16 protein-coding genes are annotated in these 17,945 nt (G+C 45.6%); 13 read left to right on the top strand and 3 right to left on the bottom strand.

Annotated elements, in window-relative coordinates:
- The first annotated feature begins 54 nt into the window (after positions 1 to 54).
- The 8 genes from A1QO_RS12805 (at position 55) to A1QO_RS12835 (ending at position 5,745) form a co-directional block, all read left to right on the top strand.
- Positions 55 to 1,158 carry a TRAP transporter substrate-binding protein gene (locus A1QO_RS12805; RefSeq protein ID WP_017036444.1) on the top strand — a complete coding sequence of 368 codons (1,104 nt, stop codon included), beginning with the start codon at positions 55 to 57 and terminating at the stop codon, positions 1,156 to 1,158.
- 354 nt (positions 1,159 to 1,512) lie between these two features.
- A complete protein-coding gene (locus A1QO_RS12810) occupies positions 1,513 to 1,785 on the top strand; it encodes a type B 50S ribosomal protein L31 (RefSeq protein ID WP_017036443.1) in 273 nt (90 codons plus the stop codon).
- Positions 1,785 to 1,928, top strand: a complete 144-nt coding sequence (ykgO, locus tag A1QO_RS20085) for a type B 50S ribosomal protein L36 (RefSeq protein WP_083188612.1) — start codon at positions 1,785 to 1,787, stop codon at positions 1,926 to 1,928. The genes A1QO_RS12810 and ykgO overlap by 1 nt, the downstream gene beginning before the upstream one ends.
- 282 nt (positions 1,929 to 2,210) lie before the next feature.
- Positions 2,211 to 3,050, top strand: a complete 840-nt coding sequence (locus tag A1QO_RS12815) for an AraC family transcriptional regulator (RefSeq protein WP_017040921.1) — start codon at positions 2,211 to 2,213, stop codon at positions 3,048 to 3,050.
- A 175-nt stretch (positions 3,051 to 3,225) separates the two neighbouring features.
- Positions 3,226 to 3,987 carry an AzlC family ABC transporter permease gene (locus A1QO_RS12820; RefSeq protein ID WP_017040922.1) on the top strand — a complete coding sequence of 254 codons (762 nt, stop codon included), beginning with the start codon at positions 3,226 to 3,228 and terminating at the stop codon, positions 3,985 to 3,987.
- Complete coding sequence (locus tag A1QO_RS12825; RefSeq protein WP_017040923.1) at positions 3,984 to 4,301, top strand: AzlD domain-containing protein; 318 nt, start codon at positions 3,984 to 3,986, stop codon at positions 4,299 to 4,301. The genes A1QO_RS12820 and A1QO_RS12825 overlap by 4 nt, the downstream gene beginning before the upstream one ends.
- A gap of 229 nt (positions 4,302 to 4,530) precedes the next feature.
- Positions 4,531 to 5,064 carry a hypothetical protein gene (locus tag A1QO_RS12830; protein WP_017040924.1) on the top strand — a complete coding sequence of 178 codons (534 nt, stop codon included), beginning with the start codon at positions 4,531 to 4,533 and terminating at the stop codon, positions 5,062 to 5,064.
- Positions 5,065 to 5,142: 78 nt separating this feature from the next.
- On the top strand, positions 5,143 to 5,745 hold the full coding sequence (locus tag A1QO_RS12835) for a thiol:disulfide interchange protein DsbA/DsbL (protein WP_017036438.1): 603 nt from the start codon (positions 5,143 to 5,145) through the stop codon (positions 5,743 to 5,745).
- A 268-nt stretch (positions 5,746 to 6,013) separates the two neighbouring features.
- Here the strand turns inward: A1QO_RS12835 and A1QO_RS12840 are convergent, their stop codons facing one another.
- A complete protein-coding gene (locus tag A1QO_RS12840) occupies positions 6,014 to 6,913 on the bottom strand; it encodes a LysR family transcriptional regulator (RefSeq protein ID WP_017036437.1) in 900 nt (299 codons plus the stop codon).
- Between the two features lie 156 nt (positions 6,914 to 7,069).
- Here A1QO_RS12840 and A1QO_RS12845 point away from each other — a divergent pair, with 156 nt between their 5' ends.
- The 5 genes from A1QO_RS12845 (at position 7,070) to A1QO_RS12865 (ending at position 15,886) form a co-directional block, all read left to right on the top strand.
- Positions 7,070 to 8,761 (top strand): L-lactate permease, encoded by a 1,692-nt coding sequence (locus A1QO_RS12845; protein WP_017040925.1) that lies wholly within the window; start codon positions 7,070 to 7,072, stop codon positions 8,759 to 8,761.
- A 246-nt stretch (positions 8,762 to 9,007) separates the two neighbouring features.
- Entirely contained in the window at positions 9,008 to 10,147 is a 1,140-nt protein-coding gene (gene lldD, locus A1QO_RS12850) for an FMN-dependent L-lactate dehydrogenase LldD (RefSeq protein ID WP_017040926.1), read from the top strand.
- 100 nt (positions 10,148 to 10,247) lie between these two features.
- Positions 10,248 to 13,106 (top strand): FAD-binding and (Fe-S)-binding domain-containing protein, encoded by a 2,859-nt coding sequence (locus A1QO_RS12855; RefSeq protein ID WP_017040927.1) that lies wholly within the window; start codon positions 10,248 to 10,250, stop codon positions 13,104 to 13,106.
- Positions 13,107 to 13,431: 325 nt separating this feature from the next.
- Positions 13,432 to 14,649, top strand: coding sequence for a glucose-1-phosphate adenylyltransferase (gene glgC, locus A1QO_RS12860; RefSeq protein WP_026026535.1), 1,218 nt, complete (start codon positions 13,432 to 13,434; stop codon positions 14,647 to 14,649).
- Positions 14,650 to 15,091: 442 nt separating this feature from the next.
- The gene (locus A1QO_RS12865) at positions 15,092 to 15,886 is read left to right on the top strand and encodes a substrate-binding periplasmic protein (protein ID WP_017040928.1); all 795 of its coding nucleotides are present in this window, start codon (positions 15,092 to 15,094) and stop codon (positions 15,884 to 15,886) included.
- 196 nt (positions 15,887 to 16,082) lie between these two features.
- Here the strand turns inward: A1QO_RS12865 and A1QO_RS12870 are convergent, their stop codons facing one another.
- Positions 16,083 to 17,207, bottom strand: coding sequence for a dipeptidase (locus A1QO_RS12870; RefSeq protein WP_017040929.1), 1,125 nt, complete (start codon positions 17,205 to 17,207; stop codon positions 16,083 to 16,085).
- A 255-nt stretch (positions 17,208 to 17,462) separates the two neighbouring features.
- Positions 17,463 to 17,945 (bottom strand): adenylosuccinate synthetase (locus tag A1QO_RS12875; protein ID WP_017040930.1); only part of this gene is annotated, 483 nt, incomplete at its 5' end.

A 17,945-nucleotide genomic window follows, 5' to 3' on the forward strand; every position in this document is an offset into this window, starting at 1 on the left:
ATTTAACCGCGAAAGATCAACACGCCCTAACATGATAAAAATAAAGAGGAATGGATGAAATCCCAACACACAGTCATATCGCTAGTAAAATCCAGGTCGTTACTCAAAGCCATCGCTATTACAGCCATTGCGGCTTTATCCCTATCAGCCAACGCCGCCGAAAAAGTATATCGCCTTAAGCTTGCTGAAACATGGGGGCCGAACACACCAATTTTAGGCGATGCCAGTAAGAATATGGCAAAGCTTGCCAATGAAATGTCGAATGGCCGTCTTGAAATACGCATCGACTCCGCCAACAAGCACAAAGCCCCACTGGGTGTTTTTGATATGGTGAAGTCTGGCCAATATGATCTCGGCCACTCAAGTTCTTACTATTGGAAAGGTAAAGTGCCTAACACGCTTTACTTCTCTTCAATGCCCTTTGGCATGATGACCACCGAACAATATGCCTGGTTCTATCAAGGCGGTGGCATGGAGCTCATGCAAGAAGTCTATGCACCTCATAATTTACTGTCGTTTCCTGGTGGTAACTCAGACATTCAGATGGGTGGCTGGTTTAAGAAAGAAATAAACTCGATTGATGATTTGCAAGGCCTGAAGATGCGTATTCCAGGGTTTGCCGGTGAAGTCTTTGCTCGTGTCGGGGCAAAACCAACCAATATTGCACCGGGAGAGCTTTATACGTCTTTAGAGCGAGGAACCATTGATGCACTCGAATGGGTAGGGCCAGCGTTTGATCTTCGTATGGGCTTCCAAAACATTGCGCCATATTACTATACGGCTTGGCATGAGCCAGGCTCAGAAACTCAATTTCTTGTGAACCAGAAAACATGGGATAAATTACCAAAAGATCTTCAGGTAATATTGGAAACCTCCTTCCGTGTTGCGGCTTTTGACATGTACACACAAGCCATCGACGCCAACGCAAGAAGTTGGGAAAAAATGCTGATTGAAAACCCTGATATTAAAGTTCGTGATTTTCCACCAGCGGTGCTAGACAGAATGAAACAAGAAAAGGAAATTCTGTTGAAAGAGTTAGCAGCCAACGATCCTTTAGCGAAGAAAATCATCGATTCTCAAGCTGACTACTTGAAGAAAGTACGCGCTTGGACAGACATTTCAACCAAAGCTTATTTAAACAGTAGCCAAGTAGACTAATTCTTGACCTGAATGAATCAAACATAAAAGACAACAATGCCAGAAAGCTCAATAAGACTTTCTGGCATTTTTTTGCTCTTCATTTCTCATGCTCACCCTAATCTCATGCTCACCCTAAAACAATAACGCATAAAAAGATGGACCTCGGAGCGAGTCAGTGTGTCAGTGTGTCAGATTTTCGTCATCAAGTCGGAAAGCGTGCTTCTATTTCCTCGCCGTTATTTTTTAGTCAATGTAAAAAACACTGGTAATCGTTATTGATAATTATTATCATTGGTTATGTTATAACATCACATAAACAGTGATAAACACCCAGAGCAACCACAAAGAAATTAAAGACGAATAAGGATTGAAATGAAACCAGGCATTCACCCTAGCTACCGCACCGTCGTTTTCCATGACACGAGTGTCGATAAGTATTTTCTAGTAGGTTCCACTCTGGAAACCACAAGAACCATTGATTGGGAAGATGGACAAACCTACCCATACATGACCATCGAAGTCTCTTCTGACTCACACCCCTTCTATACAGGCAAGCAGAGAGTGGTTCATACAGAAGGTCGCGTTGCTAACTTTAGCCGTAAGTTCGGTAACTTAGGCGGCTTAAAATCAGGGGATGATAAATAATGAAAGTACTCAGCTCATTAAAAAGCGCTAAATTACGCCACCGCGATTGTCAGGTCGTCAAGCGCAAGGGGCGAATTTACGTAATTTGTAAAACCAACCCACGATTTAAAGCCGTTCAAGGAAAGGCCAAAAAGAAAAAGTAGCAACAAATGTTGCTCTAGTTGGGGGATATTCACCAAGCCCCCATACCTCTAATCCTCCGCCTCATCGTGTACCTCAGAAGTGTTATTCGCTCAATAATCTCACCAAAACCGCAAGTTTGTACAAAAATAAGATCCCTCATTACGTTATGATACTTTGGCGTTAAGATCCCGTCACACTAAAGTACAGTTACGTTAAGATAACGCTACGTTAAACAAGATTAAGAATATCGAACTGGTTTATCTCGTTCGAGTGACACTAAGCTAGGATGAATTGAGGTTCCATTGCCAACCAAAGAAAATGCACAAATCCAATTAGCCAACGAGTTGGGTGGACTCGAGTTCTTACAAGCACGTTACCATCGTCAGAATTTCTCCCGCCACAGTCACGCAGGCTATACGGTCGGTGTCATCGAAGACGGTGCTCAGCAGTTCTATCGAACCGGTGGTAACCATGTCGCACCTCAAGACAGCATTATTTTGGTCAACGCCGATGAGCTCCATAGCGGTCAAACCGCCACTGAGGGAGGATGGGCTTACCAAGCCATGTACCCAACCCCTGAGATGTTCGAACAAATAGCAGAAGGTAGCGATTTAGGGCGAAAGGCTCCCTATTTCCCTAACCCTGTCGTTTATGACCCTGAACTTGCCCACCTGTTAAGACAAGTATTTGAGGTATTAAAACACTCTAACAATCGCCTTTATCGGGAAACACTCTTGCACGGGGCGATGTCTCAACTGGTGGCAAGGCACAGTCTTCAGAGACAAGCTGCACCGATACAAATCAAAAAAACTCAGGCGCAGATCGAGCGTATTAAAGCGTTTTTATCTGACTGCCCTGAAGAGAATGTGTCTTTATCCGAGCTTGCCAGCATGGTGTCGTTAAGTCCCTTTCACTTAGCGCGTACTTTCCGCGCGCAAGTGGGACTGCCTCCCCACGGGTACCAACTTCAAATGCGTATTCGTAAAGCTCAAAAATTACTGAGTATGGGGCTCAAATCAGGAACTGTAGCGATGGATGTAGGCTTTCATGATCAAAGCCATTTTCACCGTCACTTCAAAGCGACAGTCGGAGTCACACCTAATCAATATAGGCTGGCGCACCAGAACCGACTCGCAGGATAAAGGGAACGGCTGAGCAACTTCGTACAAGACAGATAAAACGCCTTTGACTAGTATGCACATACATCACTTAGCTTTTATGTATTAGCTTTTATGTATTAGCTTTTATGTATTAGCTTCTATGTATTCACGTATAGTCAATAGCTTCTATCTCTTAGAAAATGGTAAAGGAATATCAATGTCAGAATGGGTCGAACAGCAGCAAAAAAGTATCGCAAGTCAACTGTGGCGAGGGACAATAGCCATGATGCCACTGAGCATTGCGGTCATCCCGTGGGGGTTATTGGCCGGTTCATACGCAGTTGAATCGGGCCTATTAGCACTTGAAGCTCAAGCCTTATCCGCCATTTTATTTGCAGGGGCTGCACAGCTCGTCGCCATTGGCATGTTCAAATCAGGTGCAGGGCTAATCACCATGCTCGTGACCACCTTCTTTATTACCTCACGCCACCTTTTGTACAGCGTCGCAATGAGAGAAACCATCAGCCCATTACCGCTGCGTTGGCGGTTATCGCTGGGGTTCTTGTTAACCGACGAACTGTTTGCCCTCATTGGCCATAAAACAAAAGAATTCGATCGATATTATGCGTTAGGCGCAGGACTAAGCTTTTACCTTATTTGGAATATCGCATCGTTTGTTGGCATTATTGGCGGCAGCTACATACCCAACCTTGACTCCTTGGGTTTAGACTTCGCTATCGTCGCTACGTTCATCGCTCTGGTGGTACCGAACATAAAATCAAAACCTATCTTGCTGTCTGTTGTGGTTGCCTTATTAAGTTCGGTGTTGCTCCATCAATGGCAAATTAATGGCGCGTTAGTCATTGCGAGCTTACTGGCAATGTCAGTAGGTTACCTAGCCGAACGGGGTTCACACTATGGTCAACCAAATCAAAAGAACGATGATCAAACAAGTAAAGGGAAAGGAGAGCACTCATGATTTTATTGTCAATTTTTGCCATGACTGCGGTTGTTTTTCTCAGTCGCTATCTATTTTTAGAGCCCGTTCTACCGCTCAGATTAAGCTATGAGGTGAAGCGGTTTCTCAAATTTTCTAGCCCTGCGATCCTCACCGCCATTCTGGCTCCCATCATGTTTTTGGATGCCGAAACCCATGAGTTGCTGCCATTAATAAACCCTTATTTAATCAGCGCGATACTGGCCGTGATCTTAGCCTGGAAAACCGCCAATGTGCTCATGACCACGGTCGTCAGCATGATGCTGTTTTTTACATTACATAACGGGTGGTTTTAGATTGCCCTTCTCAAGCTTGCTTTACCTATTAATCTTTACTAAGGATAAAGCATGCATGCGGCAAGCTATGAACTCCAGGCGCTCTTTAACACAGGGCCTAAACCCAAGGTAGGTAGGTCATTAAGGGAAGAAAAAATAGGGAAGAATAAGCTTGTTATGGTCAATGGAGATTTAATTCCTCACCACTCTTGTTGTATGATGCTGTCACCTTTGTTGCAAAGATGGTTTTATGGCTCACATTTTCAGACCCAATCAATGGATGTTTTTTTGGCTGCTGCTCGTTGTCGTGACGATCCTTTTGGCCAATGATCAGTGGTCTCGATTACAGCAAATAAGCCACAGCCTGATGAGCTCGCCTGCATTACCGACGACCGCATCATCAGTGGATCGTACCATCTTGACCGCGGATTCAATGCCACCAACGGCTGAAACAATGCACGGTTCTGCGTCAAAGCCCGAAAAGTTACAGATTGTGAGCGTTCTATCCGCCCATAATCAAATGGCGTTATCGTCTTTCCAAGAAACCGATGTGCCCACTGGCAACCATTGTCCTGACACTGAAAAACCGCATCAACATAAAAAAAACAATTCGAATGACAGTTGTGGCTCTGTATGTCAGTTCAAAATCCCTACTTACGTTTCATGCGCTGTACTCGCCAGTCAAATTCAGTCACTGGCTCTGATCGAACCCGACCAGAGTGTCACGGCAAACTATAGAGCGACAACACTCTATCGACCTCCGATTCATTCATTTCTCACTTAATTGGCAATACATAATACCAATCATTGGGGTTGGCGTTTATGACACAAAACTACGTTTAATTAATTACGGAAATGAATCATGCTCAAGAAAATTATTACTTTTATCTCAACAATCGCGATCGCTTTGTCAGTGAATGCTGCGCAATTTGAAGAAGGCAAACACTTCAAAGTATTGGATGTCGAAAAAGCCCAGAAACCCGTCGTGACCGAGTTTTTCTCGTTCTACTGCCCGCATTGCTATAAGTTTGAAGGCGTGGTTGAAAACCTAAAACCTGCACTACCAAGTGATGCACGTTTTGAAAAAGTACACGTTGCATTCATGGGCAACAATATGGCTATCCCAATGGCCAAGTCATACGCCACTATGGTTGCGTTAGATGTTGAAAAAGAGATGGTGCCTGCTATGTTCAAACAGATCCATCAATTACGCCAAGCACCAAAAGATGAAGCGGCGCTTCGTCAGCTCTTTGTCGATTATGGGGTTGACGGTAAGAAATTTGATTCGGCTTACAATGGTTTTGTCGTGAGTTCAATGCAGCGAGAATTTGATAAACAATTTGAAGCAAGCACATTAACCGGTGTTCCTGGTGTACTGGTAAACAACAAGTACATTGTGGTACCAGACAATATCAAAAGTTTTGAAGAATACAACGCGCTAGTCAACTATCTCTTAACACTGTAAGAACAAGGTTGCGCCAATAGAATGTCGATTCACATTGTCAATCTGAATCGATTCTATTTCTCCCCACCACGCTTTTTCCAGCATTAAGAGGGACCACTTATCTGAGTGGTCCCTCTTTGTTTAGAATCCCAACACTGAGATGCCGCTCAAACTGTTGGTCATTGGTTACTGGTTATTGGTTATTGGTTATTGGTTATTGGTTATCAGCTAAAAACCCTATCAACCTAAAATAGAAAAACTATCAGTCTAAAACAGGAAAATTGCCCGCCTAAAAATAGTGAGAGATGGTCAGATAACGATCTCGAATATGCTCTATGAGCAACTTTACCTTGTTGGGGGGTTGGCGAGTAAAAGGGTACACCGCATAAATGCCCAACTTCTTACCCACCAGCTCAGGGAAAATATCCACTAACTGACCGTTTCTAATATCATGGTAAACCAGACAGCGAGGAACATACGCGATACCATAGCCGCCAAGTGCCGCTTTACGCAGCGCGGTGGCGTTATTGGTCGAGAAATTTCCTGACACTCGAACAATGTAATTCCCCTCTCGACCTTTAAACTCCCACTCACTCGCCCCCGTCGTTTGATACGCATATTGCAAACAGTTATGTGTCACCAATTGATTCGGTTCTAGAGGCTTACTATTTTTCGCGATGTAAGAAGGCGACGCGCACACCACCCATTGCGAATCCAGAATATGACGTGCCACCAAACTAGAATCTTCCAAATAACCCGTGCGGATCACCAAGTCAAAACCGCCATCGACAAGATCCACAAACTTATTGTCGAGCGACATATCTACCGTAAGCCCTGGGTGCAGGTCACAAAATTGCGCCACCGCTTCTGCCAGGATCAAATCACCAGAAATGGTGGGGACCGACATTTTTATGTGTCCGCTTACGTTTTCACCAAATCCCGAAACAGAGTCCATCGCCTCCTGAGTGGCTAACTTCACATTTTTGGCTCCGTGCAGTAACGCCTTTCCCGCCTCAGTGAGCGTCAATTTACGCGTTGTTCGGTATAATAGTTGAACCCCTATTTGCTCTTCCAAACGAGCAATTCTTTTGCTAACTACAGAATTTGTAAGGTTATTTTGTTCTGCCACCTTACTAAAACTTCCCAACTCTATTACCTGTGAAAACAGGATTAAATCATCTGCTCGCATCTTATTATGTCAATTTTGGAAATAATCATTTTCATTATTTCTCTATATGAACAAAAAATAAAGCGGTAAATTCACCGCACATTAACATTAATAACACTAATGCAAAATCACAGAGCCTCTTTAGAGCCCTGATTAATGAATACATAGGATGTACCAATGAGTGAAACACTACTTGCCCTTGTGGCTTTCTCGCCGATTGTGGTGACAGCCATACTCCTTGTCGGCCTCAACTGGCCAGCCAAGCGTGCGATGCCTGTCGCGTTCGGGCTAACCGTTATTATTGCCCTCTTTATATGGGATATGTCGACAACACGAGTTCTCGCTTCTGTGTTTCAAGGGCTTGGCATTACCATCTCTGTGCTTTGGATTGTATTTGGCGCCATCTTCTTGCTCAACACGTTAAAACACACGGGCGCGATCTCGACAATTCGCAACGGGTTTACCAATATCTCACCGGATCGTCGTATTCAAGCCATCATTATCGCGTGGTGCTTTGGTTCATTTATAGAAGGCGCATCAGGCTTTGGCACACCAGCCGCTATCGCCGCGCCCCTTCTCGTCGCCATTGGGTTCCCCGCGTTAGCCGCTGTATTAATGGGAATGATGATTCAATCGACACCGGTTTCTTTTGGTGCGGTCGGAACGCCGATTATCGTTGGCGTAAACAAAGGGTTAGATACACACAATATTGGCGAAGCGCTGATTGCAAACGGTTCGAGTTGGGATATCTATCTTCAACAAATCACCTCTAACGTGGCGCTCATTCACGCTGGCGTGGGAACGCTCATTCCTGTCCTGATGGCCATGATGCTGACGCGTTTCTTTGGTAAAAATAACAGCTGGACCGAAGGGCTCGATATTCTGCCGTTCGCTATTTTTGCTGGGCTATCGTTTACCATTCCCTATGCTTTGACAGGCGTATTCCTTGGTGCTGAGTTCCCGTCACTCATCGGTGGCTTAGTCGGGCTCGCTATCACCGTGTCTGCGGCCAAAGTCGGCTTTCTGGTTCCAAAAACAACCTGGGACTTCGAAGACGAGAAAAAGTGGCCAAAAGAATGGTTGGGCTCATTGAAAATTGACCTGGATGATACCCAATCAAAACCAATGAGCATGGTGATGGCATGGTTACCGTATGTGTTACTCGCCGTCGTGTTGGTTGCAAGCCGCGTCAGCCCAGATTTTAAAGCAATGCTGCGTAGCGTGAGTCTCTCGTTCAGCAATATTCTTGGCGAGGCTGGCATCAGTACCGCGATTCAACCTTTGTATCTTCCAGGGGGAATCCTTGTCTTCATCGCATTGGTTTCCGTTCTGCTGCAATCTCGTCGCGTCACCCCGTTAGTCAAAGCCTTTAGTGAATCCAGCAAGACACTGATTGGCGCAGGTTTCGTTCTGGTCTTTACTATCCCAATGGTTCGGATCTTCATCAACTCAGGCATTAACGAGGCTGATCTTGCCAGCATGCCAGTCACCACGGCGAACTTTGCCGCAGGCCTTGTCGGTGATGCTTTTCCTGCTCTTAGCGCGACCGTTGGTGCGTTAGGTGCCTTCATTGCCGGTTCAAATACGGTGTCTAACATGATGTTTAGCCAATTCCAGTTTGAAGTCGCACAAACCCTGTCGATATCCAGTGCCATGATTGTTGCTCTGCAAGCGGTTGGGGCTGCGGCCGGCAACATGATTGCGATTCATAACGTAGTGGCGGCTTCTGCTACCGTGGGCTTACTCGGACGAGAAGGGGCAACGCTGCGCAAAACCATTATTCCAACTCTGTACTATTTATTCGCTACAGGGGTAATTGGACTTATTGCGATTTACGGCTTCCACGTAACGGATGCTCTTATGGGCTAATACATCAACCCATAACAAGGTTAGTGAATAGATGAAATGAACGGGTTCACTACATAGACGAGATAGAAAATTTTTACTTGAAGCGTTAATGGCTTGTTCTCTTATTAAATGTGACGGTTGCACACAACCACACAGGCCTAGTGACAACACAAGCAAATCATAAACATTAACGCCTCTTTTTTAACGATGTCGGCCATACTGAACCTTCAACAAAAGGCACTGTATAACCATTTATAGGACTGAATTATGATCATATCCGCGCCAACGGACTACCGTGCCGCAGCCAAAGCCAAGCTCCCCCCATTTCTTTTTCACTATATTGATGGCGGCTCTTACGGTGAACATACACTAAGAAAAAACACCGAGGACCTTGCCGCTATAGCGTTAAAACAGCGTGTCCTAAACAACATGGAAGATTTAAGTTTTGACACAGAAATCTTCGGCGAAAAATTGGCGATGCCCATTGCTTTGGCCCCTGTTGGGCTAACAGGCATGTATGCTCGAAGAGGGGAAGTTCAGGCGGCAAAAGCGGCACAAAACAAGGGTATTCCTTTTACCATGTCGACCGTCTCTGTCTGCCCGATCGAGGAAGTGGCTCCAGCCATTGAGCGCCCAATGTGGTTCCAGCTGTACGTGTTAAAAGATCGTGGATTCATGAAAAACGTCCTAGAACGTGCCAAATCAGCCGGTGTCACAACGTTAGTCTTTACGGTTGATATGCCGGTCCCAGGGGCTCGTTATCGTGACAATCACTCGGGCATGAGCGGTCCCAATGCGGCGGCACGTCGAGTTTTTCAGGCGATGCGTCACCCAAATTGGGCCGTCGACGTTGGCTTGTTGGGTAAACCCCATGACCTTGGCAACATCTCTACCTATCGCGGTGAACCCACCAAACTCGAAGATTATATCGGTTGGCTTGGTGCGAACTTTGACCCATCCATTTGCTGGAAAGATTTAGAGTGGATCCGCGACTTTTGGGATGGTCCAATGGTGATTAAAGGCATTTTAGACGAACAAGATGCCAAAGATGCCGTCTCTTTTGGCGCTGACGGCATTGTCGTTTCTAACCATGGCGGCCGACAGCTCGATGGCGTTTTATCCACCGCAAAGGCACTCCCAACGATTGCCGATGCCGTAAAAGGTGACCTTAAAATCTTTGTCGATTCAGGGATCCGATCAGGGTTAGATGTCGTGAGAATGCTGGCGCTCGGCGCAGATTGCACACTATTAGGACGCTCATTTATCTACGCACTGGCCGCGCAAGGACAAGCCGGAGTAGAAAACCTGCTCGACCTTTACCAAAAAGAGATGCGCGTTGCCATGACACTAACCGGCGCGAAAAGTATCAAGGACTTAAATGCAGATTCTTTGGTGAACTTGAAGTAATTTCAAAAGGTGTCACAGCAAAGAACTGAAGACTATGACACCTTTTTCACTGCTGATTTCATAACAAATACAACGCCGCAGCGAGCACAAGGAAGCGAACATGTCGAATTCACACCATAACAATCAAAGCCAGGATAGCCACTATCAACAGCTTGAATCATTACTTGCGGCTAAGATAGAACCCGAACGTATTGTCACTCAAGAGGCCAAACGGCTGGCGTATGGCACTGACGCCAGCTTCTATCGTTTGATTCCTAAAATTGTGTTGCGCTTAAAAAATCTTGATGAAGTCATTTATGCGATTCAATGCTGTCGTGAAATGGACATTCACTGCACTTTTCGCGCGGCCGGTACCAGCCTTTCAGGCCAAGCTGTTTCTGACTCGGTGCTCATTACCCTAACCGATGATTGGCGAAGCCATGAAATTCTTGATGATGGCGATAAGATTCTTCTGCAACCGGGCGTTATCGGCGCGGATGCCAACAAATACCTTGCGCCTTTCCAGCGTAAAATAGGGCCAGATCCAGCGTCTATCAATACCTGTAAAATCGGTGGTATCGCCGCCAACAACGCCAGCGGCATGTGCTGTGGTACGGCGCAAAACTCCTATAAAACCGTGGATAGTATGAAAATTGTCTTTAGCGACGGTTCGATTCTCAACACCGGAGACGCCACCAGCATTGCTGAATTTTCCCAACAGAACCCTGCACTCATTGCCGGTATTAAAGCGCTACATAATGACACCATTGCCAACACCGAGTTGACTCAGCGCATCAAACATAAGTATCGGCTGAAAAACACCACAGGTTACGCCATCAATGCTCTCGTTGACTACCACGATCCAATCGACATTATTGAGCATCTCATGATCGGCTCCGAAGGCACATTAGGGTTCATTGCAGAAGTCACCTACAACACCGTGGTAGAACACGCTCATAAAGCTTCTGCCTTATTGGTTTTTTCCGATATTGAACAAGCCAGCCAAGCGGTGACCACGCTTTCAAACAGCCCGGTTGCAGCGGTGGAACTGATGGACGGCCGCGCCTTACGATCGGTTGCCAACAACGCAGGTTTACCAGACTTCATCAAAACACTCGACATAGAAGCCGCTGCAATACTGGTCGAGTCACACGCCAGCGATGATGACGCACTCACTCAGCAGTGCCAACAGGTCATGGCAGCTCTTAGTGGATTTTCCATCATTGAATCGGTTCCCTTTACTTCGGATTCAAAAACCGTGGCGACCTTATGGGGCATTCGTAAAGGTATGTTCCCTGCGGTTGGCGCAGTGCGCGAAGTGGGCACCACAGTGATCATTGAAGATGTGGCTTTTCCCATCGAGCATTTAGCCAACGGAGTGAGAGATCTGCAATCGCTGTTTGAAAAATATCGATACGATGAAGCGATCATTTTTGGTCATGCTCTGGAAGGCAACCTTCACTTTGTTTTCACCCAGGGATTTGATAGCCAAGAAGAAATTGATCGCTACGGCGGATTTATGGACGATGTGGCCGATTTAGTCGCCGTGAAGTATCAAGGATCACTGAAAGCAGAGCACGGCACTGGACGAAATATGGCACCTTACGTCGAGCTTGAATGGGGAAAAGATGGCTATGCGTTAATGCAAAAGATTAAGCGCCTATTTGATCCACAAGGACTGTTTAATCCAGGGGTTATCATTAATGACAACCCTCATTCCCATCTTGAAGATTTGAAACCCATGCCCGCAGCCGATGAGTTGGTTGATCGATGTATTGAGTGTGGATTTTGTGAACCCGTGTGTCCATCGCGCACGCTGACCCTCTCTCCTCGACAGCGCATTGTTCTATACCGTGAACTCCAGCGCCGCAAAAACGCGGGGGAAACCGTTCAAGCGAGCGAACTGGAGCAAGTCTTTGAATATCAGGGGCTTGATACTTGCGCCGCGACTGGGCTTTGTGCTGATCGTTGCCCCGTTGGCATCAACACTGGTGATCTGGTCAAAAAGCTTCGCTCCGTGAAATATCAACGGCTCACACCCATTGTAAAATGGACAGCTCAGTGGACCGCCGATCATTTTGCCGCCACCACCGCGGTTGCTCGCATCGGATTAAAAGCCAACCGGATAGCCACTCAAACCATTGGCGGTGAAAAAGTCGCCAAAATCACGCATGGGCTTCGTTCATTAACCAAAGGGAAAACACCGATTTGGATGTCGGAGTATCCTCAAGAAAACGCATTTAAAATGAGCTCAACCCCAACGGTTCAGTCCAATAAAAAAGTCGTCTACCTGCCCTCTTGCGCCAGTCGCAATATGAGCCAACAGTCAAGCGCGCCAGATCAACGCTCGTTAACGGAAGTGACCCTATCGCTGCTCAATAAAGCCGGCTATGAAGTCATCATCCCCAATAAACTGAGCGATCAATGTTGTGGAATGCCGTATGACAGCAAAGGAATAACAGACCTTGCCGAGCAAAAATCTCAACAACTTGAACAAGCACTTTGGTTCGCTAGCCGTAACGGAAGATACCCAGTGTTGATGGATACCAGCCCATGCGCCAAACGAAGCATTGAGCAGTTCACAAAACCGATGGAAGTGTTAGAGCCGACTGGCTTTATTTTGAAGCATCTGAAAGAGCACTTAAACTTTGCACCCATACAAGAAACGGTGATGCTTCATGTGACTTGTAGCTCACGCCGAATGAGGCTAGCTAACGACATGCTAGAACTGGCAAAAGCCTGTACCTCAGAGGTTATCGTGCCTGAGCACATAGAATGTTGTGGTTGGGCGGGCGATAAAGGCTTTATGACACCCGAGCTTAACGCCGCCGCGGTTCACCCGCTGAAAGCGCAAGTGCCTGACCATTGCACAAGAGGCTTTAGTAACAGTAGAACCTGTGAAATAGGGTTATCGCACCACAGTGGAGTGCCGTATCAATCGATATTGTATTTGGTGGATGAAGTAACCACAAAGGCCTAACGCCACACTAAGCCTTAATATCAAACTAGGCCTTGATATTAAACTAAGCCGGATACCAACGATTTACCACTAACCAGCCACGCTGACTCTAGCGTGGCTTTTTTATCTCATCGTCTTGCTCCACCAACGCCATGAATCAGTCTCCAAACGCCTCATCATGGTGCAGCGAAATATTTCGTGCGCACTTTTTTGGTTCAACTTTCGTTTGCCAGATAAAAAACTCGTTACATAACAGTTCATTAATCATTGGAACGATACTTGTAACGTATCACTTAACTGAACTGAATCTGTACGACTTAAATGCACCAAACAGGGAGTGATGATGATGCAAGAGACTTTAACTGTAGTACTCGCCGGAGGGGTGGGATCGCGTTTATCACCCCTTACTGATAACAGAGCAAAGCCCGCAGTGCCTTTCGGGGGCAAATTTAGAATCATTGATTTTACGCTTGCCAACTGCCTTCACTCTGGGCTACGACGTATCCTTGTCCTCACTCAATACAAGTCACACTCCCTTCAGAAGCACTTGCGCGACGGTTGGTCGGTATTTAACCCTGAACTGGGTGAGTACATAACCGCAGTGCCACCACAAATGCGTAAAGGCGATAAATGGTATAGCGGCACCGCAGACGCTATCTATCAAAACTTGTGGTTGCTGTCTCGAAGTGAAGCAAAATACGTTGTGGTGCTCTCTGGCGATCATGTCTATCGAATGGATTATGCGCCAATGATCGAAAATCATAAAAATAGTGGTGCCGATCTCACGATCGCCTGCATGAAAGTTCCAAAGGAAACCGCAAAAGAATTTGGTGTAATGACCATTGATGATCAAAATAAAATCGTCTCTTTCGAAGAAAAGCCACAAAACCCAACGCCACTACCCAATGATCCTAACCATAGCCTTGCCTCTATGGGCATCTATATTTTCACTATGGAAGCACTCATGGACTCGTTAGAAAGCGATGCCCTCAATGCCGAATCGAGTAATGATTTCGGGAAAAATATCATTCCAAAACTCATCGACAGTCAAAAAGTGTTTGCCTACAAATTTGGAGGCGATGACGGCCGAGTAACCAAAGATGCCTACTGGCGCGATGTGGGAACCATTGATTCTTTTTACCAAGCCAATATGGATTTGCTCAAACCGGTTCCGCCGATGAATTTGTACCAAGAAGACTGGGCGATACGCACGTATGAACGCCAATTACCGCCAGCAAGAACCACCTCATCAGCCACGGGCAATGAGGGGATTTTTATCAATTCACTGATCTCAAGTGGCGTGATTAACTCTGGAGGCGCCGTTCAAAATTCGGTGCTATCTTCAAACGTTAGAATTAACGATGGCGCAACGGTCGCAGACAGCATTCTATTTGACTATGTTGAAGTGGGAGAAAACTGCCAACTAAAAAACTGCATTATCGATAAACACGTGAAAATCCCTTCTGGTACAGACATTGGGATTAACCCTATCGAAGACGCTAAGAGATTTACGATATCGGAACTTGGCACCGTCGTCGTACCAGAAAGCTATGTTTTCTCGTAAAGCCTCATTGTACTTGCTAACTCAATGGTAACGGACTCTGTTCGACTTGCCACTGATTGTTAGCATGAAACCCGTAATATTGCCAAGGCTTGAGAAGGCTTGGCTTACTTCTGTTTTGAAGTGTAATTGGTTGATTTTTACCCGTGGTACTTTTCTAACTCGGAAGTGCCACTTTTTGCGTTTCGGCAGCTGGCTATCACAGAATGCAGCCGCCAATTTTAACCTACTTGTTCTTATCTCTAGAGCTCTAACTAGTGACCAAATTCACTATGCCAACACCTTAACTGCAATCTGCAACCAATAGATGTCAGCAAATGCCATTTTATTCCGCTTATTTCCTTCATTACTTGAAAGCTATGTTGTTGCCCTTGCCATTGGGGCTGCGAACAAGTTAGACACTCTCTTGTTACTCGACTAGTTTTAAAAGTAAGCTTAAGAAAAAATGGTGGTTGCTATGCCTCGTTGTCATGTTCTTTCCCGTCCCTTTTTCTTCATACTCGTACTGCATTTACTGGCTTCATTACCGGTACAATCTACAGAGTTAGAAAGCCTGTCTTTTTATACTGAGAATTATCCACCCGCTAATTTTGAAGAAAAGGGCAATATCTCAGGTTACTCTGTTGATATCTTGATTGCCGCAGGCCAAGCCGTTGGAAAGGAGATTACTACGTCTCAGATCTCTGTTTTACCTTGGCCGCGATCGTACCGAAATGCGCTCAATCTTGATGATGCAGCGCTGTTTTCTACCACTCGCACCGAGCACAGAGAAAAGCTGTTCCATTGGGTAGGGCCTATCACCGATATAAAGGTCGTCGTACTGGCGAGAAAGCAGGACAACATCACCATTAACGCCCCGATAGAGATGAGTAAATACAGAATTGGAGTGATCCGCGACGACATTGGTGAACAGTCTTTGTTGACACTTGGGATCCCGAGAAATTCCATGCAGGAAGCAACGACCGTCACAGTACTTGCAGAGCAGTTGATGAAAGGTCGCATTGATTTACTTGCGTACGATGAAAAAGCAGCCTATTGGTGGGCAAGCCAAGTTGGAATAAATTCCGACAGGTTTGAATCGATATATGTCCTAGAAGAAGGGCAATTGTATTACGCGTTCAATAAAAGTATTGAGCAAGACATTCTTGCGGAGTTGCAAAAAGGGCTCGACATAATCAAATCCCAGAAAGATGACCAAGGGGTCACATTGCACCAAAAGATTCTCAATAAATACCGATAAGCATACCGTTACTTTTTCGCACAAGCGGTTACGTTTTCAGCGAGGTCAGTTTACGTTAATGAAGCCGATTGTATTTTTAAAGTGCTGGTTGTTCAAATAACCGGTGTGATGGAAATGATACGCAATGGCACCGACGCTCATAAACTGGCCGACGGTGCACTTTATAACTGGATATTTACGCCATTAAATCCGTAGTCTAACGCCAAACCTGATCAAGAACTCGGTACATGTTGCCACCCAAGAATTTTCCACAATCTTCTTGTGAGTATCCATTCTCTAACATTTTGTCGACAAGAGCTGCGACGATTTGGTAAGGCGCTGGAGTAGGAAAACCTTTTGCACCAGCTGCTGCGCTATAGCCACCATCAGGAAAAACAGCGGCACCCATTGGGGTCTGCATAATTGAAGCTGTAAAATTGATATTTGGAATATAGTCTGAACCAAAGCCCACGTGATCAATGCCTACTAGGTTCACCATGTAGTCGACATGACGAAATAACGCTTCTGTCGTAACAATGTCTGGATTAGAGGTATCCATAAAAGCACCAACCATATTGATTGAGCATACACCGCCACTTTCTGCGATCGCTTTAATAACCTCATCGCTCAAGCTACGTTGATAATTGGCCATCGCTTTTGCACCAGAATGTGAAGAAATCACAGGTTGGCTACTACGCTCAATAGCATCAAGAGAAGTTCGTTCTCCTGTGTGACTCACATCTACGACCATGCCGTACCGGTTATAGCTATCAATCAATCTTTTACCAAAGTCGGTCAAACCACGATTTTCAGGTTCAAAACACCCATCACCAACTTCATTGCGATTATTATAAGCAAGAAGACAATAGCCATAGCCTAATTCACGCCACAAGGCGACACGGTCAACATCACCACCAAAAATTTGAGTTCCTTGGTGAGTAAAAAATAGACCTAACTTGTCCTCTTTGACCGCATCATCAATGTCTTTTGTCGTGCGGATAATTTTATAATTGTCTGGGCGTTCTCTCATTTTATTTAGGTAGAAGTCTGTGCCTTTCATGATGCCATCGACAGAAGCATCCAATGAGTCTGCTGATGGGCATGCAGCAAGGACTTTAAAGCCAGCCGCTTTACAACGATCCATCTCGTCGTGAAATTCTGGTGCTTCAGGTGAAGACCACTGGCTTGGATAAAGCGCTGAAAATAGGGTATCAATGGTCATCGAATCACGAACAATCTTGACGGCTTTTTCTGACGCAGGATAAAACTCTCTACGTTGTGGAATGTTGGAATAGTCTTTAATTTCAAATTCTGGTAGCTGAGGGGCGGTGTTTGTAGTCATGATATTGATTCCTATAGTGCTGCGCCCACTTCACCTATTGAGTAAACGCTAAACTTGTTTAAGTTGCCACTATAGTAGCCTTGTTAATGTTTAAGTATTAATCGCTTTTGAATGATCGAATCCTCAGCGATTCGAGAAGCCAGTGTGGATGTCGTAACCGGGATTATCGATCTTGTCGCTAAGAAAATGGGTGAATAGGTAAAAACAAACCCAGCGCGAATACTGGGCTTGTTTTTACATCAAAGGGATAAGGTCTTAATCGCGAATGATCATCTGTTCACGTTCTGGGCCCACAGACACCATTTTGATAGGGACACCCATTAACGCTTCAATACGCTCAATGTATTCCTTAGCGCCTTGAGGCAAGCTTTCGAAGGTACGACAACCGGTTATATCCTCATCCCAACCTTGCATCTTTTCATAGATAGGTTGAAGATCGGCAGTTTGAGGCCAGATTGGGTTCTCACTGTGTTCGCCATCGTAAGCAACACAAATTCTGAGATCCTTCATACCGGTTAAGCAGTCAATTTTTGTTAGGGCTATCTCGGTTGCCGCTTGCAGCTCTACGCCATTACGTGTCGCTACCGCATCAAAGTACCCCATATCACGTGGACGACCTGTCGTTGCTCCATACTCATTCGAGCTTTCACGAAAGTTGTCTTGTTCTTCCATCGCCGTCACCAATGTGCCTGTCCCTACTGATGAGCTAAACGATTTTGCAACAGCAATAACGCGCTC

Source organism: Vibrio genomosp. F10 str. ZF-129, assembly GCF_000287055.2.
In the GTDB taxonomy this organism is placed as follows: domain Bacteria; phylum Pseudomonadota; class Gammaproteobacteria; order Enterobacterales; family Vibrionaceae; genus Vibrio.